Here is a 24,568-nt window from a genome sequence, read left to right as displayed (position 1 = left end):
CGCCCGCGGCTGTCCCGCACGACCGGCGGCCGGGGGACCGGCCCGTGTCCGACGTCGCGACTAGGGTGGTCGCCGTGAGCGCACCCGGGTACTTCATCTCCTTCGAGGGCGGCGACGGCGTCGGCAAGTCGACGCAGGCGCGCCTGCTCGGGCAGTGGCTCGGCGAGCTCACGGGGCGCGAGGTCGTGCTGACGCGCGAGCCGGGCGGCACGGAGCTCGGCAAGGAGCTGCGCGCCGCGGTGCTCCACGGGCAGGACATGGACCCCCGCACGGAGGCGCTCATCTACGCCGCGGACCGCGCGCACCACGTCGCGAGCCTCGTGCGCCCCGCGCTCGAGCGCGGCGCGATCGTCGTCACGGACCGCTACCTCGACTCGTCGGTCGCCTACCAGGCGGGCGGGCGCGAGCTCGGTGCGGACGAGGTCGAGCTCATCTCCCGCTGGGCCGTGCAGGACCTCCTGCCCGACGTGACGATCCTGCTCGACCTCGACCCGGCGGTCGCCGCCGGTCGCATCCGCCGCCAGCACGACCGCCTCGAGCGCGCGGGGGCGGAGTTCCACCGCCGCACGCGCGAGGCGTTCCTCACGCGCGCGGCGTCGGACCCGGACCGCTGGGTCGTCCTCGACGCCGCGGGCTCGGTCGACGACCTCCAGGCGCAGATCCGGGTCGACGTCGCCGCGCGGCTCGAGCTCACGCCCGTCGTCGAGGAGGCCGAGGACACGGTCGCCGCGCTGCCCGACGACGGCTTCGACGACACGGACAGCGCGATCGGCTACGCGCCGGGCACGGACCTCCTCCCGGGCGCCCCGGCGCGGCCTGCCGGGGACGCGCGCGCATGAGCGTCTGGGACGACGTCGTCGGGCAGGAGCAGGCCGTCGCGACGCTCCGTGCCGCGGCCACCGACCCCGCCGCGATGACCCACGCGTGGCTGCTCACCGGCCCGCCCGGGTCCGGCCGCTCGAACGCCGCGCGCGCGTTCGCGGCCGCGCTCCAGTGCGAGCAGGGCGGCTGCGGGCGCTGCCAGGCGTGCCGCACGACGCTCGCCGGGACGCACCCGGACGTGACGCTCGTCGCGACCGAGCTCGTGACCATCAAGATCGACGACGTGCGCGACCTGGTGACGGTCGCGAGCCGCAGCCCGTCGCAGGGCCGGCGCCGGGTCATCGTCGTCGAGGACGCCGACCGCATGGCGGAGCGCACCACGAACGTCCTCCTCAAGGCGATCGAGGAGCCCGCCCCGCACACGGTGTGGATCCTCTGCGCCCCGAGCCCGCAGGACGTGCTCGTGACGATCCGCTCGCGGTGCCGCGGGGTCGTGCTGCGGGTGCCGCCGGTCGAGGCCGTCGCGGGCCTGCTCGTGCAGCGCGACGGCGTCGACGAGCACGTCGCACTCGTCGCGGCGCGCGCGGCCCAGAGCCACATCGGCCTCGCCCGGCGCCTCGCGCGGGACGCGGGCGCGCGCGAGCGCCGCACGTCCGTGCTGTCGCTCGCCCGGCGGGTCCGCGGGGTGGGCGACGCCGTGCTCGCGGCGGGAGAGCTCGTGGACCTCGCGCAGGCCGAGGCGAAGGCGGCGACGGAGGAGCGCGACGCCGCGGAGAAGGCCGAGCTCCTGCGTGCGCTCGGCGTCGCGGACGGCGAGACGCTCCCGCCGCGGCTGCGCTCCCAGCTCCGCGACCTCGAGGCCGACCAGAAGCGGCGTGCGACGCGCCACCAGCGCGACGTGCTCGACCGCGCGATGGTCGACCTGCTCTCGCTGTACCGCGACGTGCTCGTGGTCCAGCTCGGGGCGCAGGTCGAGCTCGTCAACACCGAGCTCGCCGAGACGGTGAGCGCGCTCGCGCAGGACTCGACGCCCGAGCAGACGGTGCGGCGCATGGACGCGATCGGCGTCGCGCGCGAGCGGCTCGAGGGCAACGTCGCGCCGCTGCTCGCCGTGGAGGCGATGGTCGTCGCGCTGCGGCCCCAGGGCTGACGGCCGCTAGCTCGACGGCGCCGCCGCGCGGAGCTTCTCCAGGAGCGGCCCGGCCGCGGTCTCGAGGAACTCGCGCTGCCCGACCTCGCCCACCTGGACGAGCGCGAGGTCGGTGAACCCCGCCTCCCACCACGCGGACGCCGCCTCGACGACCGCATCCAGGTCGGGGCCGCACGGGATGGACGCGGCCACGTCCTCGGGCCGCACGAACGCCGTCGCCGCCTCGAACGCCTCGGTCGTCGGCAGGTCCGCGTTGACGCGCCAACCGCCGCCGAACCACCGGAACTGCTCGTGCGCGCGCGCCACGGCGGTCTCCTCGTCCGGGTCCCAGCAGATCGGCATCTGACCCACGACGCGCGACGGCGCGAGCTCGGCGCGCTCGCGGACCGAGGACCACCGCTGCACGACGCCGGCCTCGGGCTCGGTCGTGACGAGGTGGTCGGCCAGCGGGGCGAACCGCTCGATCGACTGCGGGCCGGAGACCGCCACGCCGATCTCGACCGTCTCGTCGGGCAGGTCCCAGAGCTTGGCGGAGTCGACGCGGTAGTGGACGCCGTCGAACGTGAGGCGCTCGCCGTCGAGCAGCGAGCGGATGATCTCCACCGCCTCCTCGAGCATGTCGTGCCGCTCGCCGACGGCGGGCCAGCGCTCGCCTGCCACGTGCTCGTTGAGGTTCTCGCCGGCGCCGAGCCCGAGGGTGAAGCGGTCGTCGGACAGGAGCGCCACGGTCGCGGCCTTCTGCGCCACGACCGCGGGGTGGTAGCGCAGGAGGGGGCAGGTCACGTACGTCATGAGGCCGACGCGCTCGGTCGCCTGGGCGACCGCCCCGAGCACGGACCACGCGTACGGGGCGTGGCCCTGGGCGTCGAGCCAGGGGAAGTAGTGGTCGCTCATCACCTCGAAGTCGAAGCCGACGCGCTCCGCGTCGACCGCGTGCTCCACGAGCGCACGAGGGCCGGACTGCTCGGTCATGAGGGTGTAGCCGAAGCGGGTCATGTCTCGATCGTGGGACGGGCCGGGCGCACCCGCACGCGGGTACGCCCGGCCCGGGGGAGGGAGGGGACGGTCAGGCGAGCGCCTTCGCCTTGAGCTGTGCGAACTCCTCGGGGGTGATGGCGCCCGAGTCGAGGAGCGACTTGGCGTGGGAGATCTGCTCGGCCGGCGACGTCGTCGCGACCTGGCGGATGTAGGCGTCCGTGTCGTGCTTCGCCTGGACGACGGCCGCGGCCTGTCGCTCCGCCATGCCGCGCCCCCGCGCGATGAGGTAGACGAGCGACGTCAGCACGGGCAGGAAGATGAGGAAGATGATCCAGACTGCCTTCCACCACCCGGAGAGCTCCCGGTCACGGAACAGGTCCGCGATGATCTGGAAGAGCACGATGAGGTACGCGATGAAGAAGAAGCTCCACACGAGGAGCCAGAAGAAGTCCCAGAAGTCCACGGTCACGCCCTTTCTCGACGGGTCCCGCGACGCGACGGCCTGCTGCCCCGCGCCATCAGGGCGAACGTAGCGACGTCGCGACGATCGCGCCCGGCGAGGCGCGCGGTTCCGCGGCTCACGACGTCCCGGCCGGTGTCCCGGGCGGAGGCCCCGCGGGCGCGCCCGGCCCGTCCGACGGCCCGTCCGACGGCGCGCCCGACGGTGGGATCGGGGCCCGCCGCGCGCGGACGACGTCGCCCACGATGACCGCCAGCAGGACGCCGTCCGTCACCCAGTTGAGCGCGAGCGGCGAGAGCCACGCGTGGACGGCGAAGAGCACGCCGACCGCGACGGCGCCCAGCACGTGCGGGAGCGACCAGCGCCCGCCCGTCGCGCGCCGGAACAGCGCGTTCCCCACGAGGTACGTCGCCGCCGCCCCGCACACGAGGCCGGCGGTCCAGGCGTCGGCGTGACCGCCGTCGTGCCCGAGCGGGTGCAGGAGCACGAGCTCGTCGGCGACGGCGGTGAGCACGATCCCGGCGACGATGACGAACGGGACGTACGTGTACGCCGTCTGGGCGACCATCCCGCGCTCGGCGCGCGACGTGAAGTACTCGGTGGCACGCCGCTCGGACCGGTCGAAGAACAGCAGCCACATGAGCACGGTGCTCGCGAACGCGGAGCAGAACGCGGAGACGGTCGTGAGGTCGAGGGGGAGCTCGGCGAACGCGGCGCCCGTGACGATGATCGACTCGCCCAGGCAGATGATGACGAACAGGCTGACCCGTTCGGCCATGTGCTCCCCGCGGACCACCCACGTGCTCGCGCGCGACGCCCCGAGCCCCGGGAGCCAGAACATCGCGCGCGGCCCGGCGACGTCGATCGCGGCCGCGACCGCCCACAGCAGCAGGCGGTGCTCCTCGACGAGACCGCCCGCGACCCACAGCGCGCCCGACGCCGCGAGCCACGTCGTGATGCGGACGAAGTTCACCGCGTTCTCGGGCCAGACGCGGCCCATCGCGACCATCGTGAAGAGGCTGCGCCCCACCTGCATCGCGACGAGCATGACGGCGAACAGCAGGCCCTTGTCGCCGAACGCCTCCGGGATCGCGCTCGCGAGGACGAGGCCCAGCAGCATGAGCACCACGAGCAGGCCTCGCACCGGCAGGCGCTCGGGGTCGAGCCAGTTCGTCACCCACATCGTGTCGACCCACACCCACCAGACGGCGACGCCGAGCAGGAGCGTGTGCCCGAGCGCCTCGACGCCGGGGTGCGCGATGAGCCCGTGCGAGAGCTGGGTGACCGCGAAGACGAACACCAGGTCGAAGAACAGCTCCACGTAGCCGACCCGGCTCGAGTCGCCGCCGTCGCCGTGCCGCAGGAGGTCGGTGCGCAGGCCCCAGCGCAGCGGGGGCCGCTCGGTGCCGCGGGTCGGGTGCGGTGCGTCCGTGCGGGGATGCTCCCACCCCGGGTCACCGTCGGGTCACGATCCCGCGGCGCGTCGGCGGTTCGGCGCGCGCGAGGTCCCGGCGCGGACCACGATGGTCGCGCACCCGTCGCCGACCGAGGAGTCCCCATGGTCCCCGCCCGTCGTCCCGCCGCCCGCACCGCGCGCCTCACCGCGGCGCTCGCGCTCACGGCCACGGTCGCCCTGCTCGGGGCGTGCGCGTCCGGAACCGACGGGGGCGGTGACGGCACGAACGCCACCGAGGAGACCACGGAGCCCGACGGCGACCCCTCGACGGACCCCTCCACGGAGCCGACCGACGGCGCCACCGACGAGCAGCAGGGCCTGCCCGACGCCGCGACGATGGACGTCGTCGCGGGCGCGCACGGCAAGGGCCTGCCGCCCGGCGCGGACGCGCCGACCGAGGGCGGCACCGGCGCCGCGTGGAGCGCCGAGCCGGGCCTCCTGCTCGTCGTGACGTTCGGGTCCAGCTCGTGCCCGCTGCTCGCCGAGGACGACGCCGCGGTCGAGGGGAGCGACGTCGTCGTGTCGTTCGTCGACATCCCCGCCGACACCGCGTGCACCATGGACTACGTCCCCGCGACGTCCGTCGTCGCGGTGCCCGACGACGTGGACACGAGCGCCGACGTGAGCGTCGTGCTCGGGGACCGCGGGACCGTCGTCGTGCCGCCGCCGGCCGAGGGCGCGGCCGGCGAGTTCGCCTGGACCGCGGGGTGACGACCCCCGCGGTGAAGAGCGCGTGAAAGGACGGGCCGCCGCCGGTGGGCCGTCTCCCGCGCGACGGGCGAGCGGCTACCGTGTCCGGGTGACGACGTCCCCCTCCTCCCGCCCCGCTCGCCGCGCCCTGGCCTGCGCCGCGACCCTCGTGCTGGCTCTCGTCGCGGGCGCGTGCTCGGCGCCCCCGAAGCAGCAGACCCCGGTCGAGGACGTCCCGACCGCGTCGTCGACCGGCACGGGCGAGACGGGACCGGAGGGCTTCGAGGAGTTCTACGGGCAGACCCTCGCGTGGGAGGACTGCGGAGCCGGCTGGGAGTGCACGACGGCGCGCGCCCCCCTCTCGTGGCAGGACCCGGCGGCGGGCGAGATCGAGCTCGCGGTCAAGCGCCAGCCCGCGACCGGCGAGCGCATCGGCTCGCTCCTCACCAACCCCGGCGGGCCCGGCGCGTCGGGCGTCGACTTCGTCGCGTCGCTCGCGCCGACCGTCGGCGAGAGCGTCACCGCGGCCTACGACCTCGTGGGCTTCGACCCCCGCGGCGTCGGGCAGTCCTCGCCCGTCGTGTGCCTCGACGACGCCGCGAAGGACGAGTCCCTGTCGCGCGACTTCGACACGGACGAGGCGGGGCTCGAGGCGCTCGCGGAGGACCGTCGCGCCTGGGCCGACGCGTGCGCCGAGAAGACGGGCGAGCTGCTCGGCCAGGTCGACACCCAGAGCGCCGCGCGCGACATGGACATGCTGCGCGCCGTCCTCGGCGACGAGAAGCTCGCGTACCTCGGCTACTCCTACGGCACGCAGCTCGGGGCCACGTACGCCGGGCTGTTCCCGGACAAGGTCGGCCGCATGGTGCTCGACGGGGCGATCGACACCTCGCTCGACCCGGACGAGATCTCCGAGCAGCAGGCCGTCGGCTTCGAGAACGCCCTGCGCGCGTACGTCGAGGACTGCCAGGCCGGAGCCGGGTGCCCCCTGAAGGGCGACACGGACGCGGGGATGCGCCAGATCCGCTCGCTCCTCGACGCCGCGAAGGCGAACCCGCTCCCGACGGACTCGGGTCGCAGCGTCACGCAGACCCTCGGTTTCTACGGCGTCGCCGTCACGCTGTACAACGACCAGAGCTGGCCCGTGCTCACGCAGGCGCTCACCGAGGCGTTCGAGGAGGGCACCGGCAACGGCCTGCTCTACCTCGCCGACTTCTACAACGACCGGAACGCCGACGGCACGTACTCGTCGAACTCGGCCGAGGCGTTCCGGGCCGTGAACTGTCTCGACGGGCGCCAGGACGACGACCCGGCCGCGATGCAGGCCCAGCTCGAGCGGCTCGAGGAGGAGGCCCCGACGATGGGCTACTTCTTCGCGTTCGGCGGGCTCACGTGCGAGGGCTGGGCGTACCCCGTCGTCGACCAGGAGTTCGACCTCGCCGCGGAGGGCGCCGCGCCGATCCTCGTCATCGGCACGACCAACGACCCGGCCACCCCGTACGTGTGGGCCGAGGGCCTCGCCGACACGCTCGACTCCGCCGTCCTGGTCAGCTGGGAGGGCGAGGGGCACACCGCGTACGGGCGCGCGAACGACTGCCTGAGCGACGCCGTGGACGCCTACCTCGTGGACGGGACAGTCCCCGAGGACGGGCTCCGCTGCTGACGCGGAGGGCGCCCGACGGCGACCCTCGGGCCCGCTTTGGAATCTGGCCCGGTCGTTGGGTACAGTAGGCGCTCGTTGCCACCGGTTCGCCGAGCGGACCGGGACGTAGCACGCCGCCTTAGCTCAGTCGGCAGAGCGATTCACTCGTAATGAATAGGTCAAGGGTTCGATTCCCTTAGGCGGCTCGGTGACGAAGGCCCGGAACCCACGGTTCCGGGCCTTCGTCGTGCTCAGGGGGCGGCGCGGAGCGGTGCGACACTCGAGCACCGACTCGTGGCGGCCGGACGGCGCACGGGCCGCACGATGCACGTCGGCCGCACGACCCGACCCCGAGGAGCGAGATGTCCCGCAGCGTCGCAGTCACCCTGATGGGCCTCGGCCTCGTGCTGGTGGTCGCCGGCGTCGTCACCGGCTACACCGTGGGCGTCATCTCCGACAACCCGCTGGCGGAAGACGGCGTGCCGCGCGTGCACGTGACCCTTCTCCTGGGTTGTGCGGCCACGACGGCGGCCGCCGGAGGGATCGTCGCCGTGCTCGGGCTCTTCGCCCGGCCGGTCCCGCACGCCGAGGTCCGTGCGCAGTCGCGAGACCCGGACCGCAGGACAGCGGCCTGAGCGGCTGAGCAGCGCCGCGCGCTCCCGGTGCTCGCGGGCCAGCGGGGAGCGCCGGTCCGGCTGGACGACGGCGGGCACCGCCCGCCGCTGAGGCCTCAGCCCACGCGGCGCACGAGCAGGATCACGCCGCCGGCCGCGGCGGCGACGAGCCCGCCGATGCCTACCGCGGCGAAGGTCGGGAAGGTCTCGCCTGCGGGCGGGGGCGGCGCCGTGCGGTCGACGGACGCGAGCGGGACGCGCGCGGGCTCGGGGCCCGCGGTCGTGGGCGCGGCGGTCGGCGTCGGCTCGACGGGGGCGGCCGTGGTCGGTTCCTCCGTCGGCTCGACGGTCGGCTCCTCCGTGACGTCGGGCTCCGGCGCGTCCGGCGTCTCGACGGGCGCCTCCACGACCGCCGCGGCCGGCGGCGCCTCGGCCGTCGGGGCCGAGGTTGCGGGGGCGTCGGGGGTCGGCGCCGGGGGCGCCGTCGTGGGGGAGGGCTCGGCCTGCGCCGTCGTGCAGACGGGATCGTCCCCGTTCCACCGCGCGTGCTGTGCCCGCAGGCCGGACACCTGGGCCCACGTGACGCAGTAGCCGTCGGGGAACGTGCGCGACGGCACCGAGAAGGCCAGGAACCCGTCCGCGGAGTCGCGCGGGCCGTAGGAGTCGGAGTAGTACCGCTCGCGGCTCCCGTCCGGCGCGCTCACGGCGTAGGAGACGGCGCCCCACTCGGACCAGAGCCGCTCCGGGTCGAACGAGACGCCGTCGACGCTCACCTCGAGCCCGCTCTCGCCGTCCCGGCCGACGGCGGTCGCGGGTGCGGCGGCGACGGCCACCACGAGCAGCGCCAGCGGTGCGAGGGCGAGCAGGCGGCCAGCGGCGCGCATCAACACCTCCGGGTCGTTCGGGAGCTGTCCGCGGCACATCGTACGCAGTCGTGCGGGCGGGTCGGAACGTCGGGGCGGCGCCCTGCGGCGGGTCAGGCCTCGAGCGTCGCGAGCCACCGGACGACGGCCTCGCACACGGCCGCGTCCTGCCCCTTGAGGTCGTGGGCGCCGGGCAGCTCGACGCGCGTGACGGGCCCGGGGATCGCGGCGGTGTGCTCGGCGAGCTCGTCCGGCGTCGCGAACGGGTCGGTGCGCCCGGAGACGAGGAGGACCGGCACGTGGAGGTCCGGGAAGTGCTCGGTCCGCAGGCGCTCGGGCTTGCCCGGCGGGTGCAGCGGGTAGCTGACGAGGGCCAGCCCGGCGGCGGGGAGCCCCTCGGCGACGGCCATCGAGCACATGCGGCCGCCGTACGAGCGGCCACCGAGCAGGAGGTGGTCCGTCGTGGTGCCGAGCTCGGCGGCGAACGCCTCCGCCTCGGCGCGGACGTGCGCGATCGCGACGGGCGGCCGGTCGGGCATCCGCTTGCCGGCGATCCGGTAGGGGAAGTCGACGCGGCGCACCGGCACGGGCGGGTCGAGGGCGGCCAGCGCCTCGTCGATCGCGACGAGCGCGCGGTGGTCGCGGCTCGCGCCGGCGCCGGGCGTGAGGAGGACGCCGGCGACGGGCCGGTCGTCGGGGTGCGGCGTGGTCACCGGCCCAGTCTCGCAGCGCGCACGGGGTTCCTCACGGTCGAGCACGACCTTCCGCGCGGCCGACCACGAGGTTGCTGTCGCCCTGCGCGGCAGGACGACAGCAACCTCGTGGTCGAGGGGGTCTCGCGGCCCCGGTCACCGCGACGCGAGCCGGGCCGGGTCGAGGTCGGTGCGGCGCAGGAGCTGCGCGTTGAGCGCGACGATGACCGTCGACGCGGACATGAGGATCGCGCCGACCGCCATCGGCATGACGAACCCGACGGGCGCGAGCACGCCCGCGGCGAGGGGCACGGCCGCGATGTTGTAGCCCGCGGCCCACCACAGGTTCTGCTGCATCTTGCGGTACGACGCGTGCGACAGCTCGATGATCGACAGCACCGCCCGCGGGTCGGAGCTCGCGAGGATCACCCCGGCGGACGCGATCGCGACGTCGGTGCCCGCGCCGATCGCGATGCCGACGTCCGCCTGGGCGAGCGCCGGGGCGTCGTTGACGCCGTCGCCGACCATCGCGACGACGCGCCCGCCGTGCTGCAGCTCGGCGACCTTCGCGTCCTTGTCCTCGGGGCGCACGCCCGCGAAGACCTGGTCGATGCCGAGCTCGCGCCCGACCGCGCGGGCGACGGGCTCGGCGTCGCCGGTGATCATGACGACCCGGATGCCGCGCCGGTGCAGCGCGTCGACGGCCTCGCGCGACTCGGGACGGATCGCGTCCGCCAGGGCGAACGCGCCCACGACCTCGCCGGACCGCGCGTCCGACGCGGTGCCGGTGCGGGTGCCGGCCTCGTCCGAGACGACCACGTGCAGGACGGTCGACCCGTCCTCGGCCCACGCCGCGGCGTCGGGCAGGGGGTCGAGCCCGCGCTCGCGCAGGAGGGCGGGGCCGCCGACCGCGACGCGGCGCGCGCCGTCGGGGGTCGGGACGGTCGCCTCGACGCCGACGGCCGTGAGCGACCGGAAGTCGGTGGCGCGGGGGACGTCGTCGCCCCGCTCCTCGGCCGCCCGCACGATCGCGCGGGCGAGCGGGTGCTGGCTGTCCGCCTCGGCCGCTGCGGCGAGCGCGAGCAGCGCGGCCTCGGACGTGCCGCCCGCGGTCGCGAGGTGCACGACGACCGGCTCGCCCGCGGTGAGCGTCCCGGTCTTGTCGAACAGGACGGTGTCCACGGTGCGCATGCGCTCGAGCGCCAGACGGTCCTTGACGAGGACGCCCGCCTTCGCGGCGCGCTCCGTCGAGAGCGAGACGACGAGCGGGATCGCGAGACCCAGCGCGTGGGGGCACGCGATGACGAGGACGGTGATCGCCCGGATCAGCGCCTGCTCGGGCGTGCCGAAGACGAGCCACAGGCCGATCGTCAGGGCAGCGGCCCCGAGCGCGTACCAGAACAGCCACCCGGCGGCACGGTCCGCGAGGCGCTGGGTCTTCGTCGACGACGCCTGCGCGTCTGCGACGAGCCGCTGGATGCCCGCGAGCGCGGTGTCCTCGCCGACGGCCGTGATCCGCACGCGCAGCGCGTCGTCCGTCGCGACGGTCCCCGCGACGACGGCGTCCCCGACGGTGCGGCGCACGGGGCGCGACTCGCCGGTGATCATCGACTCGTCGACGTCCGCCGAGCCGGAAGCGACCTCGCCGTCCGCGGGCACGCGCCCTCCCGGCCGGACGACGACCAGGTCGCCCACGCGCAGGTCCGTCGGCGCGACGGTCGTCACGGTCCCGTCCTCGGCGACCCGCTCCGCCTCGTCCGGGAGCAGCGCGGCGAGCGAGTCGAGCGCGGACGCCGTCTGCGCGAGCGAGCGCATCTCGAGCCAGTGACCGAGCAGCATGATGACGACGAGGAGCGCGAGCTCCCACCAGACGTCGAGCTCGTGCGCGAGCAGGCCCAGGCTCGCTCCCAGCGACGACACGAACGCGACCGTGATGGCGAGCGAGATGAGCGTCATCATCCCGGGCTTGCGGCTCCGCAGCTCGCTCACCGCACCGGTGAGGAACGGGCGCCCGCCCCAGGCGTAGATCACCGTGCCCAGGACGGGGGAGACCCAGGGCACCCACGCGGCGTCGGGCAGGTCGTAGCCCAGGAGCATCGCGAACATGGCGTTCAGCGCGACCGTGGGGACCGCGAGGACGAGCATGATCCAGAACAGCCGGCGGAACTGCCCGACGTGGTCGCCGTGCCCCCCGTGACCCCCGTGACCCGCCATGTCGTGACCCTCATGCCCGGCCGTGCCGTGGCCCTCGTGCCCGGCCGTGCCGCCCTCGTGCCCGGCCATGCCGTGGCCCTCGTGCCCGGACGTGCCGTGGCCCGCGGTGCCGTGACCCGCGTGGTGGTCCTCGTGCCCTGTGTCGTGGCCGCGGTGCGCCGCCGGGTCGTGCGTCGCGTGGTCGACGGCGGCGGTCGCCGCCGCGCCGGGGTGCCCGTGCGCCTCGGTGTGCGTGTGCGCCTCGTGGTGCCCGTGCTCGCCGTCCGCGCCGGTCCGACGCCCGGGGCCGTGCTCCGTGCGGTGGTCCACCGTGTCTCCTCTCGGCCGCTGATACCCCTAGGGGGTATCACTTCCTCCCGATCATGCCCCCGTGGGGCCGATCCGTCAACCGTTCTTGCTCGACCCGTCCGCGAGGGGCGGCGTCAGGGGCACGGGGTGGGCTCTCGCAGCACGACAGGGCACCGGACCACCACGCGCCGGGGTGCGTCGTCGCCCGGGCGACCGCGAGGCGCAGCGCCTGCTCGCCGACCGCGACGTCGCTCAGGGTGGGCCCGGGACCGGGCGCGGGACCCGGCGAGCGGGACGCGTCGCCGCCGGGTGGGCCGCCCCGCGAGCGGCTACGTTCGGGGGGACCCGGTCGACCGGGCCACCACCCCACCGCAGGAGGACCCCATGACGTCCCAGGACGCAGCCGCGCCGCGCGGCACGACGGCGGTGCTCGCCCGGGCCCTCGCGCTCGGCGTCGCCGCGGGCGCGCGCAGCAGCCTCGGGGTCGCGGCGCCGGTGCTGGCCGGCCTCGTGCGGCCCGGCGGGTCGGGCCGGTCGGGTCACGGACCCGGGCCGCTCGCGCGCGGTGCGGCGCTCCTGGGCGTCGTCGGCGAGCTGGTCGGCGACAAGCTGCCGCAGACGCCGAGCCGGCTCGCGCCGCCCGGCCCCGTCGTCCGCGTCGCGAGCGGCGCCGTCGGCGGGGTGCTCGTCGCCCGGCACCGGACCGGTCCGGTCGGGCTGGTCCTCGCCGCCGTCGCGGGAGCCGCGGGCGGGGCCGTCGGGACGTGGGGCGGTGCGGCGTGGCGACGCCTCGCCGTCGGCGAGCGGCCCGACTGGCCCGGCGCCGTCGCGGAGGACGTCACGGCGCTGGCCCTCGCCGCCTGGGCCGTCCGGGTCTGAGCGCCCGCCACGGCGACCCGGGGCGCGACGTCCCGGGAGTGAGTCTCCCGGGCGGAAGGGCCGTCCGTCAGCAGCCCGCCTGCTCGTAGCGGCACAGCAGCTCCCACGCGGCACCGGCCTGCTCCGCGACCGTCTCGCGGGCCGCGCCCACGGTGCTCTCCCCGCCGTCGAGCGCGACGAGGGTGACCGCGGCACCGCGCCGCGTGGTCGCCAGGTAGGTGCCGAGCGCCGTCTCCAGGTCCCCGCTCCCGCCCGACCCGTAGTAGTCGGTGGCCAGGCCGCTGCCCTGGGCGCCGACGTCGAGCGGCTCGGCCGTGTACGTCGAGCCCTCCGCGCCGTCCTGCGCCGCGCACGCGGCGAGCAGGTCCGCGAGCCGCGCGGCCTCCGCGGTCGCGGCGTCGGCGTCGGCGAACACCGCGACCTGGTGGACCCCCACGGTGCCCTCGGCCGCGCCGTCGCCCTCGGTCGCGGTGCGCATCGCCGTGGCGTCCGCGGGGCCGCCGTCCGCGCACGCCTCCGGGAGGTGCCAGTCCGCGACCCCCTCCGCCTCCTCGCGTCCTCCCTCGCCGCCCCACGCCCCCGCGGGGAGGAGGACGTCGGCGGGCGCGTCCGTCGGGAGCGCCGCGGCGGGATCGCCGGGTGCCGGGGTCGCGGCAGAGGTCGAGGGGGCCGGGGCCGACGGCTCCGGGGTGCTCGGTTCGTCGCCGGGGGCCGTGGTGCAGGCCGCGAGGACCAGGGCGCTCGCGGCGAGGACGGTCGTCGTTGTCGAGGCTCTCATCCGCACCACCCTGGCAGCCGTGCGGGCGGTTCGCAGGAGCAGCTCGCGGTGCATCGAGCCCGGGCGCCGCGGCCGGGCAGGCCCTACCCGCCGAGCACGGGGTCCGCGACCCCTCTCGACGCGATCCGGTCGCGGGTCGCGTGCTCGCGGAGAGAGGGGCGGGGGCAGGGAGGGCCGGGGCTCAGGTGGCCGGGACGCTCGTCACGGTCGTCAGGAGGAACGCCGCGTCCTCGATCGCGCTCACCGCGTGCCGCTCGTGCGTGAGCACGCGCAGCTCGCCCTCGCCCAGCTCCACGTCGCCCTCGCCGAGGGCCGTGACCCGGACCCGGCCGCGCAGCACCTGGATCGACGCCGCGGGCGGGGAGTTGTGCTCCCCGAGCTCGACGCCCGCGCGCAGCGCGAGGATCGTCTGGCGCAGCGGGCCGTCGTGCAGCACGACCTCGGCGCTGCGACCGTTCGCCGCGGTGCGGGCGGTCGTGAGGTGGGCTTCCGTGAGGAGGTCGACGTTCGTCATCGGGGCTCCGGCCTGTCGGGGAGCTCCATCATGCCGCGCGGCGGGCGTCGCTGCCGCCCGCGCGTCGGGCAAGGCCTCAGTTGTCGTGGGTGCCCGAGGGGTGCGTCGCGTCCGCGGGCCGCACGACCGTGACCGGGCAGTGCGCGTACTCGACCGCGTGCCGGCTCACCGAGCCCAGGAGCAGCCGGTCGAACCCGCCGACGCCGCGGTTGCCGAGCACGAGCCGCTCCGCGCGCGACGACGCCTCGATGACCCCCTTCGCGGCGTGCACGTGCTGCACGCTGCGCACGAGGCGGTCGTCGGGCAGGGCGACCCCCGCCGCCTCGAGCGCGGCGTCGAGCTTCTGGGCGGCGAACTTCTCGTAGTCGTCGATGGGCGGCGTCCATCCCCACGAGTCGGGCAGGGGCGCGAGCGAGACGATCTGCCAGCAGAACAGGGCCTCGAGCGTCGCGCCCGTGCGCCGCGCGACGTCGGCGCCGTGCCGCAGCGCCTGGACCGACGTCGACGACCCGTCGACCCCGACGACGACGGGCCGCGCGTGGTCGTGGCGCACGTCGGGCGTCCCGCGCACCACGGTCACGGGGACGGTCGCGTGCTGCACGACGGCGGTCGGCACCGACCCGAGGACCATCCGACCGAGGCGGCCCCGGCCGCAGCGGCCGAGGACGAGCAGGTCGGCGTCGTCGCCGTCGGCGGCGTCGGGCCGCACGTCGTCCTGGGCGGCCTGCGCGACGCGTGGCTGGGCGAGGGCGAGCAGGACGGCCGCGGGGCTGCCGCGCTCGGCGACGGCCGTCGCGGTCACCGCGTCCGGGCCGATCCCCGTGCGGGCGCGCGCGGCGTCGAGCCACTCCTGAGCGAGCGCCCGCTTCTCCTCGGCCGCCGCGTCGGGGCCGTCGCCCTGCCCCTGCCGCGACTCGAACGCGAGCACCGCCGTCAGGGGCACCGCCCGGTCCGCCGCCTCGCGCAGCGCCCAGTCGAGCGCGCCGCCCGACTCCTCCGACCCGTCGACACCGACGATCACGCCGCGCATCTCGCCACCTCCGCCCGGTCGGCCGACCGCGTGCGCCGTCGGCGTGCTGTCCCCGACGCCGTCGGCGGCGCCGGTGCTGACTCGACCCTAGGCCGCGGGGACGCGAGGCGCCCGGGACGGGCGTCCCGAGGTGGTGGACGAGAGTCCCGCGGCGGGGCGCGTGGAGCCGGTCAGAACCGCGGGTCGGGCTCGTCCTGGAGGATGTTGCGCAGGGGGCGGGTGACCACGTCGACCCGCGCGAGCAGGTCCGCCGGGCCCGAGACCACCAGCGCCCGGTCCCCGACCGGCACGTACGCCGCGGCGTGCTCCCGCACGGTGACGTACAGGCAGGGGCGGGTCTCGCCGTCGACCCGGAACGTGGTGCGCACGACGGGCGCGACGTCCACCTCCTCGACGATCGCGCGCATCGCGGCGCGGTACTCCTGGTAGGAGTCGAGGAAGTCGTCGTCGCCGGGGGTGTCCGAGTGCAGGGGCGCGGCGAGCGCCCCGCTGAGCGCGGTGCGGGCGATGTCCTCGGCCTGCTCGTCGTGCGCGGCCCGCACCCGCAGCGTCTCGACGTCGAGCGTCTCGCCCGTGAACGACACGTAGGAGCGCAGGAAGCGCTCCTCAGCCGGGTCGTGCGCCCCGTGGCCGGCGCCCGTGAGCGTCTCCTCGTCGAGGTCGAGGCCCCAGGTGAGCGGGTCGTCGACCTCCGCGACAGCGCCGTGGAACCGCGCGACCACCTGCTCCCACGACGCGGCCGAGCCCGCGGGGCGTGCCTCTCGCTCGTCCGCGTCCGGTGCGGGGGTGTCCTCCGGCGGCTGGTCCGGTTGGTGCATCGCTCTCGCCACCCTTCTGGACGTCGTGCGGGGCGCACTCCCGAGCCTGCCCGTGGCGCGGGCCGCGGTCAACGCCCCCGGCGCGTGTCGGGCCGGGTGATCTCCGCCGTCGTGCACCCGCGACCGCCCGGCAGGTCACGGCGCGACCCCTCTTTCACGCCCCTGGCGAACAACGGCATACGGAGGGGGTGCGGCTCGTTCGAACCGCATAGAGTCAATGCGGTCAGGCTTGTACCCGTCGTCCGGCGGGCAGGTGTACGCCGCTCACGAGGAGCAGCACATGTTCGAGAGATTCACAGACCGAGCCCGTCGGGTCGTCGTCCTCGCCCAGGAAGAGGCGCGGATGCTCAACCACAACTACATCGGCACCGAGCACATCCTCCTCGGCCTCATCCACGAGGGCGAGGGTGTCGCGGCCAAGGCGCTGGAGTCCCTCGGGATCTCCCTCGACGGCGTCCGCACCCAGGTGACCGAGATCATCGGCGAGGGCCAGCAGGCCCCGAGCGGGCACATCCCGTTCACGCCGCGCGCCAAGAAGGTGCTCGAGCTGTCGCTGCGCGAGGCGCTCCAGCTCGGCCACAACTACATCGGCACCGAGCACATCCTGCTCGGCCTCATCCGCGAGGGCGAGGGCGTCGCCGCCCAGGTCCTGACGAAGATGGGCGCCGACCTCAACAAGGTGCGCCAGCAGGTCATCCAGCTCCTGTCCGGCTACCAGGGCAAGGAGCCGGTCGCCGCCGGCGGTCCCACCGAGGGCCAGCCGTCCGGCTCGGCCGTGCTCGACCAGTTCGGGCGCAACCTCACCCAGGCCGCGCGCGAGGGCAAGCTCGACCCGGTCATCGGGCGCAGCCTCGAGATCGAGCGCGTCATGCAGGTGCTGAGCCGCCGCACCAAGAACAACCCCGTCCTCATCGGCGAGCCCGGCGTCGGCAAGACGGCCGTCGTCGAGGGCCTCGCCCAGGACATCGTCCGCGGGGACGTCCCCGAGACGCTCAAGGACAAGCAGCTCTACACGCTCGACCTCGGCGCGCTCGTGGCCGGCTCGCGCTACCGCGGTGACTTCGAGGAGCGCCTGAAGAAGGTCCTCAAGGAGATCCGCACGCGCGGCGACATCATCCTGTTCATCGACGAGATCCACACCCTCGTCGGGGCGGGTGCCGCCGAGGGCGCGATCGACGCCGCCAGCATCCTCAAGCCGATGCTCGCGCGCGGCGAGCTGCAGACCATCGGCGCGACGACGCTCGACGAGTACCGCAAGCACGTCGAGAAGGACCCGGCCCTGGAGCGCCGCTTCCAGCCCATCCAGGTCGCCGAGCCGTCGCTCCCGCACGCCATCGAGATCCTCAAGGGCCTGCGCGACCGCTACGAGGCGCACCACCGCGTGTCCATCACGGACTCCGCGCTCGTCTCCGCGGCCACGCTCGCGGACCGGTACATCAACGACCGGTTCCTCCCGGACAAGGCGATCGACCTCATCGACGAGGCGGGCGCGCGCCTGCGCATCCGCCGCATGACGGCCCCGCCGGAGCTCAAGGAGCTCGACGAGGAGATCGCCGAGGCGCGCCGCGAGAAGGAGTCCGCGATCGACGCGCAGGACTTCGAGAAGGCCGCCGGTCTGCGCGACAAGGAGAAGCAGCTCACCGCGAAGCGCGCCGACAAGGAGAAGGCGTGGAAGTCCGGTGACCTGGACACCGTCGCGGAGGTGGACGAGGAGCTGATCGCCGAGGTCCTGGCCATGGCCACGGGCATCCCGGTCTTCAAGCTCACCGAGGAGGAGTCCAGCCGCCTGCTCAACATGGAGGACGAGCTGCACAAGCGCGTCGTCGGCCAGGAGGCCGCGATCAAGGCGCTGTCGCAGGCCATCCGCCGGACGCGTGCTGGCCTCAAGGACCCGAAGCGCCCCGGTGGGTCGTTCATCTTCGCCGGCCCCACGGGCGTCGGGAAGACGGAGCTGGCCAAGGCGCTCGCCGAGTTCCTCTTCGGGGACGAGGACGCGCTCATCCAGCTCGACATGTCGGAGTTCTCCGAGAAGCACACCGTCTCGCGGCTGTTCGGCTCGCCCCCCGGCTACGTCGGGTACGACGAGGGTGGCCAGCTCACCGAGAAGGTGCGGCGCAAGCCGTTCTCGGTCGTCCTGTTCGACGAGGTGGAGAAGGCCCACGCGGACATCTTCAACTCGCTCCTGCAGATCCTCGAGGACGGTCGCCTGACCGACTCGCAGGGCCGCGTCGTGGACTTCAAGAACACCGTCATCATCATGACGACCAACCTCGGCACGCGGGACATCGCCAAGGGCGTCCAGACCGGCTTCAACGCCGGCGGCGACCTGGTCACGTCCTACGAGCGCATGAAGGCGAAGGTCAACGACGAGCTCAAGCAGCACTTCCGGCCGGAGTTCCTCAACCGCGTCGACGACGTGGTGGTCTTCCCGCAGCTCTCGCAGGCCGAGATCATCCAGATCGTCGACCTGATGATCGCCCGTCTCGACGCCCGCCTGCGGGACAAGGACATGGGCATCGAGCTCACGCAGCCCGCGAAGCAGCTCCTCGCCGAGAAGGGCTACGACCCGGTCCTGGGTGCTCGTCCGCTGCGCCGCGCGATCCAGCGCGACATCGAGGACGTGCTCTCGGAGAAGATCCTGTTCGGCGAGCTCAAGGCCGGCGAGATCGTCCTGGTCGACGCCGAGGGCGAGGGCCTGCTCGGAGAGTTCACCTTCCGGGGTGTCTCGAAGGGCGAGCACGACCGCGGCCCGGTGAGCGTGGGCGCGGCCGCGGCGCTCGACGCCCCCACCGGCGTCTCGGTCCGCGACCTGCCCCCGACGGGCGAGCTGCAGGCCGGCGCGGAGTGACGCACTCCTGAACGCCTGACACACGGGCCCCGATCCTCCTCCGGGAGGGTCGGGGCCCGTCGTCGTCCCGGCGCCCCTCGCCCGCCGAGCAGGTGGTCGTGGCGCGTCCGGGACGACCGACGCACCACCATCGCCTGCTCGGCCGACACGGACCGCCTGGTCGGCGGGCGAGGCGCCGTTGCACGGCGTTACGTCTGCTCTTGTCGTGGGACGGGGGGCGACGGCCCTTTGCGGGGTCTGCGCACGCTGGCACAGTCGCCCGCATGCCGACGACACCGGGGGGCCTCGTCGCCCTCCCCGCCACCGACGCCGGGCACGTGCCCGGACTCGCGTGTCGTCGTGCCCTGCGTGCGCGCCTGCGCCGTCGGGCCGCGTGTCGTCCGACCGCGTGCCGCTGAGCACCCCGACGCACTGACCGACGGCCGTCCCGGGCCGCCGTCGGGCCGTCCCACCACCCCTGCGCACGGCACCCGCGCGCCTCGTGCCTCCCGTGCGCTCTCCCTGAGAGGACCCGTCATGCCTGCTTCCCCGCTCCGTCCGTCCGCACCGCCCGGCCGCCGGAGGGCGACGGCCGTCACGCTCGGTCTCGTCGCGCTCCTCGCCGCCGGTGCGTGCAGCACCGCCGAGGCGTCCGGGGGCGGTGACCCGACCGACGGCGGCACGCTCGCCCCGGACGCCGAGCTGCCCACCGAGGTGCCGGAGGGCACCGTCCTGCGGGTCGGCGACCCGACCACGCAGAAGGCGTTCGAGCTCGCGGGCGACGACCTGGACAGCGACTTCTCGTTCGAGATCAAGTGGGCCAACATCTCGGGCGGCCCGGCGACGACGGAGGCGTTCCGGGCCGGGTCGCTCGACGTCGGCGCCGTCGCGGAGATCCCGCCGATCCACGCGACGTGGACGGGTCTGGACGTGCAGGTCTACGCGTCCGTCTACCGGGAGAACTGGGAGGACGCGCCGGTCTACGAGTTCGCGGGGGCACCGGGGGTCGAGCTCGACTCGCTCGAGGACTTCCGCGGTCACCGCATCGCGTTCAGCCCGGGCCAGGCGCAGGGCGCGATCGTCCTCAAGGCGCTGGAGGAGGCCGGGCTCACGCAGGACGACGTCGAGCTCGTCGAGCTCCCGAGCACGGGCGACGTCTACTCGACGGCCCTCGCGGCGGGCGAGGTCGACGTCGCGCCGCTCGGCGGCACGCAGCTCTTCCGGTACCTCGCGACGTACGAGGCCGACGGCGCGACGTCGGTCCAGCACCACCTGCGCGACGACGCGTCGCACCTCTACGGCCCGACCGAGGTCGTGCGCGACCCGGCCAGGGCGGCGGCGCTGCGCGAGTACGTCGCCGCGTGGGCGGCCGCGAAGATCTGGGTCGCGGAGCACCCCGAGGAGTGGAAGCAGGGCTACTACATCGAGGACCAGGGGCTCAGCGAGGAGGACGCGCAGTACCTCGTCGACCACGCGCCAGTCCCGGACGTCCCGTCCGACCTCACCGACGGCATCGAGCGCACGCAGGCGACGGTCGACCTGCTCGCGGCGGAGCTCGACGAGCAGCCGCTCGACGCGGCGGACCTGTTCGACGTGCGCTTCGGCCCGGTCGCGGGCGAGGCGGCGGCTGCCGCGCGGGACGGGGGCGCGCAGTGAGCGCCGCGGTCGTCGACCGGGTCGACGTCGCGGTCCCGCGGGCCGACGCCGCGCCGTCGACCCCGGCGGACGTGCGACCGCGCGGCACGCGCCTCGGGCTCGGCCGGCCGGTCCCGCTCGCGGCGCTCGTCGGGGTCACGCTCCTCGCGGTCGTCTGGTCGGTGGGGTCCGCGACGGGGCTCGTCGACCCGCGCGTGCTGTCCGCGCCGTGGACGGTCGTCTCGACGGGCGCAGAGCTCGTCGCGAACGGCAAGCTCGGGGCGCACCTCGGCGTCTCCCTGACGCGCGCCGCGCTCGGGCTCGCGGCCGGCATCGTCGCGGGAGTCGTGCTCGCGCTGGCCGCCGGGCTGAGCCGGGTGGGCGACGCGGTGCTCGACGGCCCGATCCAGGTCAAGCGCGCGATCCCCAACCTCGCGCTCCTGCCGCTGCTCATCCTGTGGTTCGGCATCGGCGAGGAGATGAAGGTCATCACCATCGCGCTCGGCGTGTTCATCCCCATCTACCTGCACACGCACAACGGTCTGCGCGCGATCGACAGCCGCTACGTCGAGCTCGCCGAGACGGTGCAGCTCTCGCGGTGGCAGTTCGTGCGGCGCGTCATCCTGCCCGGCGCGCTGCCCGGTTTCTTCCTCGGCCTGCGGTTCGCGGTCACGGGGTCGATGCTCGCGCTCGTCGTCGTCGAGCAGGTCAACGCGACGGCCGGGATCGGCTACATGATGGAGCTCGCCCGGACGTACGGGCAGACGGAGATCATCCTCGTCGGCCTCGTGGTCTACGGCGTGCTGGGCTACTCCGCGGACCTCGCCGTCCGCCTCCTGCAGAGGAGGGTGCTCTCGTGGCGGCGCACGCTGGAGGACTGACCGCGCAGGAGGCCCGCCCGACGGCGCCGGGCGCGGCCGTGCGGGTCCGCTCGCTCGTCCGGTCGTACGGGGAGCAGCGCATCCTCGACCACCTCGACCTCACCGTGGACGACGGCGAGTTCGTCGCGATCCTGGGCCGGTCCGGCTCGGGCAAGAGCACGCTCCTGCGCGCGCTCGCCGCGCTCGACCACGGGGTCGCGGGCTCGGGCGAGGTCGTCGTGCCGGACCAGGTGTCCGTCGTCTTCCAGGACTCGCGGCTCCTCCCGTGGGCGCGCGTGCTGGACAACGTGGTGCTCGGTCTCGACGCCGGGGCGCGCGGGCGGAGCGCCGCGCGGGACGCCGGCCGCGCGAGCCTCGCGGAGGTCGGCCTGGCCGGGCGCGAGCGCGCGTGGCCGAACGAGCTCTCGGGCGGCGAGCAGCAGCGCGTGTCGCTCGCCCGTTCGCTCGTGCGCTCGCCGCGGCTCCTGCTCGCCGACGAGCCGTTCGGCGCGCTCGACGCCCTGACGCGCATCCGGATGCACGCCCTGCTGCGCGACCTGTGCGCGCGGCACCGCCCCGCGGTCCTGCTCGTCACGCACGACGTGGACGAGGCGATCGTGCTCGCGGACCGCGTCGTCGTGCTCGACGAGGGGCGGATCGCGGCCGAGCGCCGCGTCGACCGGAGCTACGGCCCCACCGAGGCCCGCGACCCCGCCGACCCCCGCTTCGCCCGGCTCCGCACCGAGCTGCTCGACGCGCTCGGCGTCGTCCGCGACGCCCCGACCACCCCCGACCGGAAGGACACCGCCGCATGACCCGCCACGCCTCCTCGGGCCACCGCCCCGGCCGCCTGCACCTCAACGCGTTCCTCATGAGCACGGGCCACCACGAGGCGTCGTGGCGCCTGCCCGAGAGCGACCCGTCGTGGACCTCGACGAACATCGCGCACCTGCAGCGCCTCGCGCAGGTCGCGGAGGCGGGGAAGCTCGACTCGATCTTCTTCGCGGACGGCCCCGGGCTGCGGTCCGACGTCGGGCGCCGCCCGGCGGGCTCGCTCGACCCGCTCATCGTCCTGACGGCGATCGCGACCGTGACCGAGCACATCGGCCTCATCGCGACGGCGTCGACGACGTACAACTCGCCCTACAACCTCGCGCGGCGCTTCGCGTCGATCGACCACGTCTCGGGCGGCCGCGCCGGGTGGAACGTCGTCACGACGGCCGGGCCGGAGATCGCGCGGAACTTCGGCCTCGACGACCAGCCGGCGCACGCCGTGCGGTACGAGCGCGCGGCCGAGTTCCTCGACGTCGCGTTCCGGCTCTGGGACTCGTGGGAGGACGACGCCGTGCTCGCCGACAAGGCCGCGGGCGTCTGGGCGGACCCGGCCAAGATCCACGGGCCCGCGCACGTCGGCACCCACTTCTCCGTGCACGGCGCGCTCACGACGCCGCGCTCGCCGCAGGCGCGCCCGCTCATCGTGCAGGCCGGGTCGTCCGAGGACGGCAAGGACCTCGCCGCGCGCTACGCCGAGGCCGTGTTCACCGCGCACCAGACGCTCGCCGACGCCCAGGCGTTCTACTCCGACCTCAAGGCCCGGGCGGTCGCCGTCGGGCGGGACCCGGGCACGGTGAAGATCCTGCCCGGCATCGTCCCCGTCATCGGGTCCACGGAGGCGGCGGCGCTCGCGCGGGAGCGCGAGCTCGACGAGCTCATCGTCCCCGAGTACGCGCGCGCCCAGCTCGCGAAGACGCTGCGCCTCGCGCCCGAGGACCTGCCGCTCGACCGCGAGCTGCCCGACGGCCTGCCCACCGAGGACGAGATCGAGGGGGCCAAGAGCCGGTACACGCTGATCGTCGAGCTCGCGCGCCGCGAGCGGCTCACGGTGCGCCAGCTCATCGGGCGCCTCGGCGGCGGGCGGGGCCACCGCACGTTCGCCGGCACGCCCGAGCAGGTCGCCGACGCGCTCCAGGACTGGTACGACGCCGAGGCCGCCGACGGGTTCAACATCATGCCTGCGGTGCTGCCGTCGGGGCTCGAGCAGTTCGTCGAGCACGTGCTGCCCGTGCTGCGCGAGCGCGGCCTGTTCCGCACCGAGTACGAGGGCCGGACGCTGCGCGAGCACTACGGGCTCGAACGGCCCGCCAACCGCTACACGGACGCGGCCCCCGCCGGGACGTCGTCCGACGGCGGGGCACGAGTCGTCGAGGGGGCCTTCGCATGAGCGCGGAGCACCTCTGGTACATCCCGAACCAGGTGCGGCCGGGGCACCGCGGCGACGACACCACCGAGGACCACAACAGCCTCGACACCCTGACGAGCCACGCGCACGCCCTGGAACGCCACGGGTTCGCGGGCGCGCTGCTCGGGACGAGCTGGGGGCGTCCCGACACGTTCACGGTCGCGACGGCGCTCGCCGCCCGCACCACGACGTTCGAGCCGCTCGTCGCGATCCGGCCCGGGTTCTGGCGGCCCGCGCACTTCGCGTCCGCCGCCGCGACCCTCGACCACCTCAGCGGGGGCCGGCTGCGCGTCAACATCGTGTCCGGCACCGACGGGCAGGAGGCGTACGGCGACGGCGAGGCCGACCCGGCGCACCGCTACGCCCGCACGCGCGAGTTCCTGCAGATCGTCCGCAGGCTGTGGACGCAGGAGGAGGTCACGTACGCGGGCCAGCACTTCTCGGTGACGCGCTCGTCGCTGGGGCCGCGGCCCGTCGTCCGCGGCGACCGCGCCCACCCGCGGATCTACTTCGGCGGCGCCTCGGAGGCGGCGGAGCGCGTCGCGGCGACCGAGGCCGACGTACAGCTCTTCTGGGGCGAGCCGCTCGACGGGATCGCCGAGCGCATCGACCGGCTGAGGCGGCTGAGCGCCGAGCTCGGCCGTGAGCACGCACCGCTCGAGTTCGGGCTGCGCGTCACGACGTTCGTGCGGGACACGACCGAGGAGGCGTGGGCCGACGCCGAGGCGAAGGTCGCGCAGCTCGCGGCCCGGTCGCCGGAGCGCGAGGCGTGGTCGGCCCGCGACCGGGGGCGGAGCACGGCTGTCGGGCAGCAGCGCCTGCTCGACCTGGCCGAGCGGGGCGAGGTGCTCGACGACAACCTGTGGACCGCCCCGGGCTGGTTCGGCGGCGGGGGAGCGGGCACGACGTGGCTCGTCGGCTCGGCGGGCGACGTCGCGAAGTCGCTGCGGCGCTACCAGGACCTCGGCGTCACGCACTTCGTCCTGTCCGACACCCCGTACCTGCGCGAGATCGAGCGCCAGGGCACCCGGCTCCTCCCGCTCCTGCGCGACTGACGGTCAGCGTCGCCGGGATCGGTCGCCGGGATCGGTCGGCGGTCCCCGGGCGGCGATACCCGGA

Annotated in this window: 22 protein-coding genes and 1 tRNA gene; 13 read left to right on the top strand and 10 right to left on the bottom strand. The window is 75.1% G+C overall.

Going from position 1 to position 24,568, the window contains the following annotated elements; all coding sequences use genetic code 11:
* The first annotated feature begins 74 nt into the window (after window positions 1-74).
* The gene (tmk, locus tag E1O70_RS14690; RefSeq protein ID WP_083385458.1) at window positions 75-839 is read left to right on the top strand and encodes a dTMP kinase; all 765 of its coding nucleotides are present in this window, start codon (window positions 75-77) and stop codon (window positions 837-839) included.
* Window positions 836-1,972, top strand: coding sequence for a DNA polymerase III subunit delta' (locus tag E1O70_RS14685; RefSeq protein ID WP_061266602.1), 1,137 nt, complete (start codon window positions 836-838; stop codon window positions 1,970-1,972). Before tmk ends, E1O70_RS14685 begins: the two co-directional genes overlap by 4 nt.
* A gap of 6 nt (window positions 1,973-1,978) precedes the next feature.
* Here E1O70_RS14685 and E1O70_RS14680 read toward each other — a convergent pair whose 3' ends face one another.
* The 3 genes from E1O70_RS14680 to E1O70_RS14670 form a co-directional block, all read right to left on the bottom strand.
* Window positions 1,979-2,968, bottom strand: a complete 990-nt coding sequence (locus E1O70_RS14680; protein ID WP_021483001.1) for a TIGR03557 family F420-dependent LLM class oxidoreductase — start codon at window positions 2,966-2,968, stop codon at window positions 1,979-1,981.
* Between the two features lie 70 nt (window positions 2,969-3,038).
* The gene (locus E1O70_RS14675) at window positions 3,039-3,419 is read right to left on the bottom strand and encodes an SHOCT domain-containing protein (protein WP_051027601.1); all 381 of its coding nucleotides are present in this window, start codon (window positions 3,417-3,419) and stop codon (window positions 3,039-3,041) included.
* A 109-nt stretch (window positions 3,420-3,528) separates the two neighbouring features.
* Window positions 3,529-4,731, bottom strand: a complete 1,203-nt coding sequence (locus E1O70_RS14670) for a low temperature requirement protein A (RefSeq protein WP_205688659.1) — start codon at window positions 4,729-4,731, stop codon at window positions 3,529-3,531.
* A 237-nt stretch (window positions 4,732-4,968) separates the two neighbouring features.
* Here E1O70_RS14670 and E1O70_RS14665 point away from each other — a divergent pair, with 237 nt between their 5' ends.
* The 4 genes from E1O70_RS14665 (at window position 4,969) to E1O70_RS14650 (ending at window position 7,833) form a co-directional block, all read left to right on the top strand.
* A complete protein-coding gene (locus tag E1O70_RS14665) occupies window positions 4,969-5,577 on the top strand; it encodes a hypothetical protein (protein WP_061266603.1) in 609 nt (202 codons plus the stop codon).
* 88 nt (window positions 5,578-5,665) lie between these two features.
* Window positions 5,666-7,219, top strand: coding sequence for an alpha/beta hydrolase (locus E1O70_RS14660; RefSeq protein WP_061266604.1), 1,554 nt, complete (start codon window positions 5,666-5,668; stop codon window positions 7,217-7,219).
* Between the two features lie 112 nt (window positions 7,220-7,331).
* Window positions 7,332-7,404: transfer RNA gene (locus E1O70_RS14655), tRNA-Thr, on the top strand.
* Window positions 7,405-7,560: 156 nt separating this feature from the next.
* Window positions 7,561-7,833 carry a hypothetical protein gene (locus E1O70_RS14650; RefSeq protein WP_061266605.1) on the top strand — a complete coding sequence of 91 codons (273 nt, stop codon included), beginning with the start codon at window positions 7,561-7,563 and terminating at the stop codon, window positions 7,831-7,833.
* 95 nt (window positions 7,834-7,928) lie between these two features.
* On the opposite strand, the gene E1O70_RS14645 is transcribed toward E1O70_RS14650, so the two are convergent.
* The 3 genes from E1O70_RS14645 to E1O70_RS14635 all read right to left on the bottom strand — a co-directional run bounded on the left by E1O70_RS14645 (window position 7,929) and on the right by E1O70_RS14635 (window position 11,650).
* Window positions 7,929-8,696, bottom strand: coding sequence for a hypothetical protein (locus E1O70_RS14645; protein WP_061266606.1), 768 nt, complete (start codon window positions 8,694-8,696; stop codon window positions 7,929-7,931).
* A gap of 92 nt (window positions 8,697-8,788) precedes the next feature.
* On the bottom strand, window positions 8,789-9,388 hold the full coding sequence (locus E1O70_RS14640) for an alpha/beta hydrolase family protein (RefSeq protein ID WP_061266607.1): 600 nt from the start codon (window positions 9,386-9,388) through the stop codon (window positions 8,789-8,791).
* Window positions 9,389-9,523: 135 nt separating this feature from the next.
* On the bottom strand, window positions 9,524-11,650 hold the full coding sequence (locus E1O70_RS14635; RefSeq protein ID WP_061266665.1) for a heavy metal translocating P-type ATPase: 2,127 nt from the start codon (window positions 11,648-11,650) through the stop codon (window positions 9,524-9,526).
* A 603-nt stretch (window positions 11,651-12,253) separates the two neighbouring features.
* On the opposite strand from E1O70_RS14635, the gene E1O70_RS14630 reads away from it, so the two are divergent.
* A complete protein-coding gene (locus tag E1O70_RS14630) occupies window positions 12,254-12,748 on the top strand; it encodes a hypothetical protein (RefSeq protein ID WP_061266608.1) in 495 nt (164 codons plus the stop codon).
* Window positions 12,749-12,815: 67 nt separating this feature from the next.
* Here the strand turns inward: E1O70_RS14630 and E1O70_RS14625 are convergent, their stop codons facing one another.
* The 4 genes from E1O70_RS14625 to E1O70_RS14610 form a co-directional block, all read right to left on the bottom strand.
* Window positions 12,816-13,526 (bottom strand): hypothetical protein, encoded by a 711-nt coding sequence (locus tag E1O70_RS14625; protein ID WP_061266609.1) that lies wholly within the window; start codon window positions 13,524-13,526, stop codon window positions 12,816-12,818.
* Between the two features lie 181 nt (window positions 13,527-13,707).
* Window positions 13,708-14,040 carry a cupin domain-containing protein gene (locus E1O70_RS14620; RefSeq protein ID WP_061266610.1) on the bottom strand — a complete coding sequence of 111 codons (333 nt, stop codon included), beginning with the start codon at window positions 14,038-14,040 and terminating at the stop codon, window positions 13,708-13,710.
* A 76-nt stretch (window positions 14,041-14,116) separates the two neighbouring features.
* Window positions 14,117-15,070: a universal stress protein gene (locus tag E1O70_RS14615; RefSeq protein ID WP_061266611.1), complete on the bottom strand. Its 954-nt coding sequence runs from the start codon at window positions 15,068-15,070 to the stop codon at window positions 14,117-14,119.
* Between the two features lie 170 nt (window positions 15,071-15,240).
* Complete coding sequence (locus E1O70_RS14610) at window positions 15,241-15,888, bottom strand: hypothetical protein (RefSeq protein WP_206154073.1); 648 nt, start codon at window positions 15,886-15,888, stop codon at window positions 15,241-15,243.
* Between the two features lie 280 nt (window positions 15,889-16,168).
* Between E1O70_RS14610 and E1O70_RS14605 the strand changes: the two genes are divergently transcribed.
* The 6 genes from E1O70_RS14605 (at window position 16,169) to E1O70_RS14580 (ending at window position 24,504) form a co-directional block, all read left to right on the top strand.
* Window positions 16,169-18,736 carry an ATP-dependent Clp protease ATP-binding subunit gene (locus tag E1O70_RS14605; protein WP_031315080.1) on the top strand — a complete coding sequence of 856 codons (2,568 nt, stop codon included), beginning with the start codon at window positions 16,169-16,171 and terminating at the stop codon, window positions 18,734-18,736.
* A 516-nt stretch (window positions 18,737-19,252) separates the two neighbouring features.
* Window positions 19,253-20,371, top strand: a complete 1,119-nt coding sequence (locus tag E1O70_RS20145) for an ABC transporter substrate-binding protein (RefSeq protein ID WP_061266612.1) — start codon at window positions 19,253-19,255, stop codon at window positions 20,369-20,371.
* Window positions 20,368-21,231: an ABC transporter permease gene (locus tag E1O70_RS14595; RefSeq protein WP_061266613.1), complete on the top strand. Its 864-nt coding sequence runs from the start codon at window positions 20,368-20,370 to the stop codon at window positions 21,229-21,231. Before E1O70_RS20145 ends, E1O70_RS14595 begins: the two co-directional genes overlap by 4 nt.
* Entirely contained in the window at window positions 21,207-22,025 is an 819-nt protein-coding gene (locus E1O70_RS14590; RefSeq protein ID WP_061266614.1) for an ABC transporter ATP-binding protein, read from the top strand. Before E1O70_RS14595 ends, E1O70_RS14590 begins: the two co-directional genes overlap by 25 nt.
* Entirely contained in the window at window positions 22,022-23,431 is a 1,410-nt protein-coding gene (locus tag E1O70_RS14585; RefSeq protein ID WP_061266615.1) for an LLM class flavin-dependent oxidoreductase, read from the top strand. Before E1O70_RS14590 ends, E1O70_RS14585 begins: the two co-directional genes overlap by 4 nt.
* Window positions 23,428-24,504 (top strand): LLM class flavin-dependent oxidoreductase, encoded by a 1,077-nt coding sequence (locus E1O70_RS14580; protein ID WP_061266616.1) that lies wholly within the window; start codon window positions 23,428-23,430, stop codon window positions 24,502-24,504. Before E1O70_RS14585 ends, E1O70_RS14580 begins: the two co-directional genes overlap by 4 nt.
* The last annotated feature ends 64 nt before the right edge of the window (window positions 24,505-24,568 follow it).

This window comes from Cellulosimicrobium funkei (assembly GCF_004519295.1).
Classification (GTDB): Bacteria; Actinomycetota; Actinomycetes; order Actinomycetales; family Cellulomonadaceae; genus Cellulosimicrobium; species Cellulosimicrobium funkei.
This window is presented reverse-complemented; position numbering and strand designations above follow the sequence as displayed.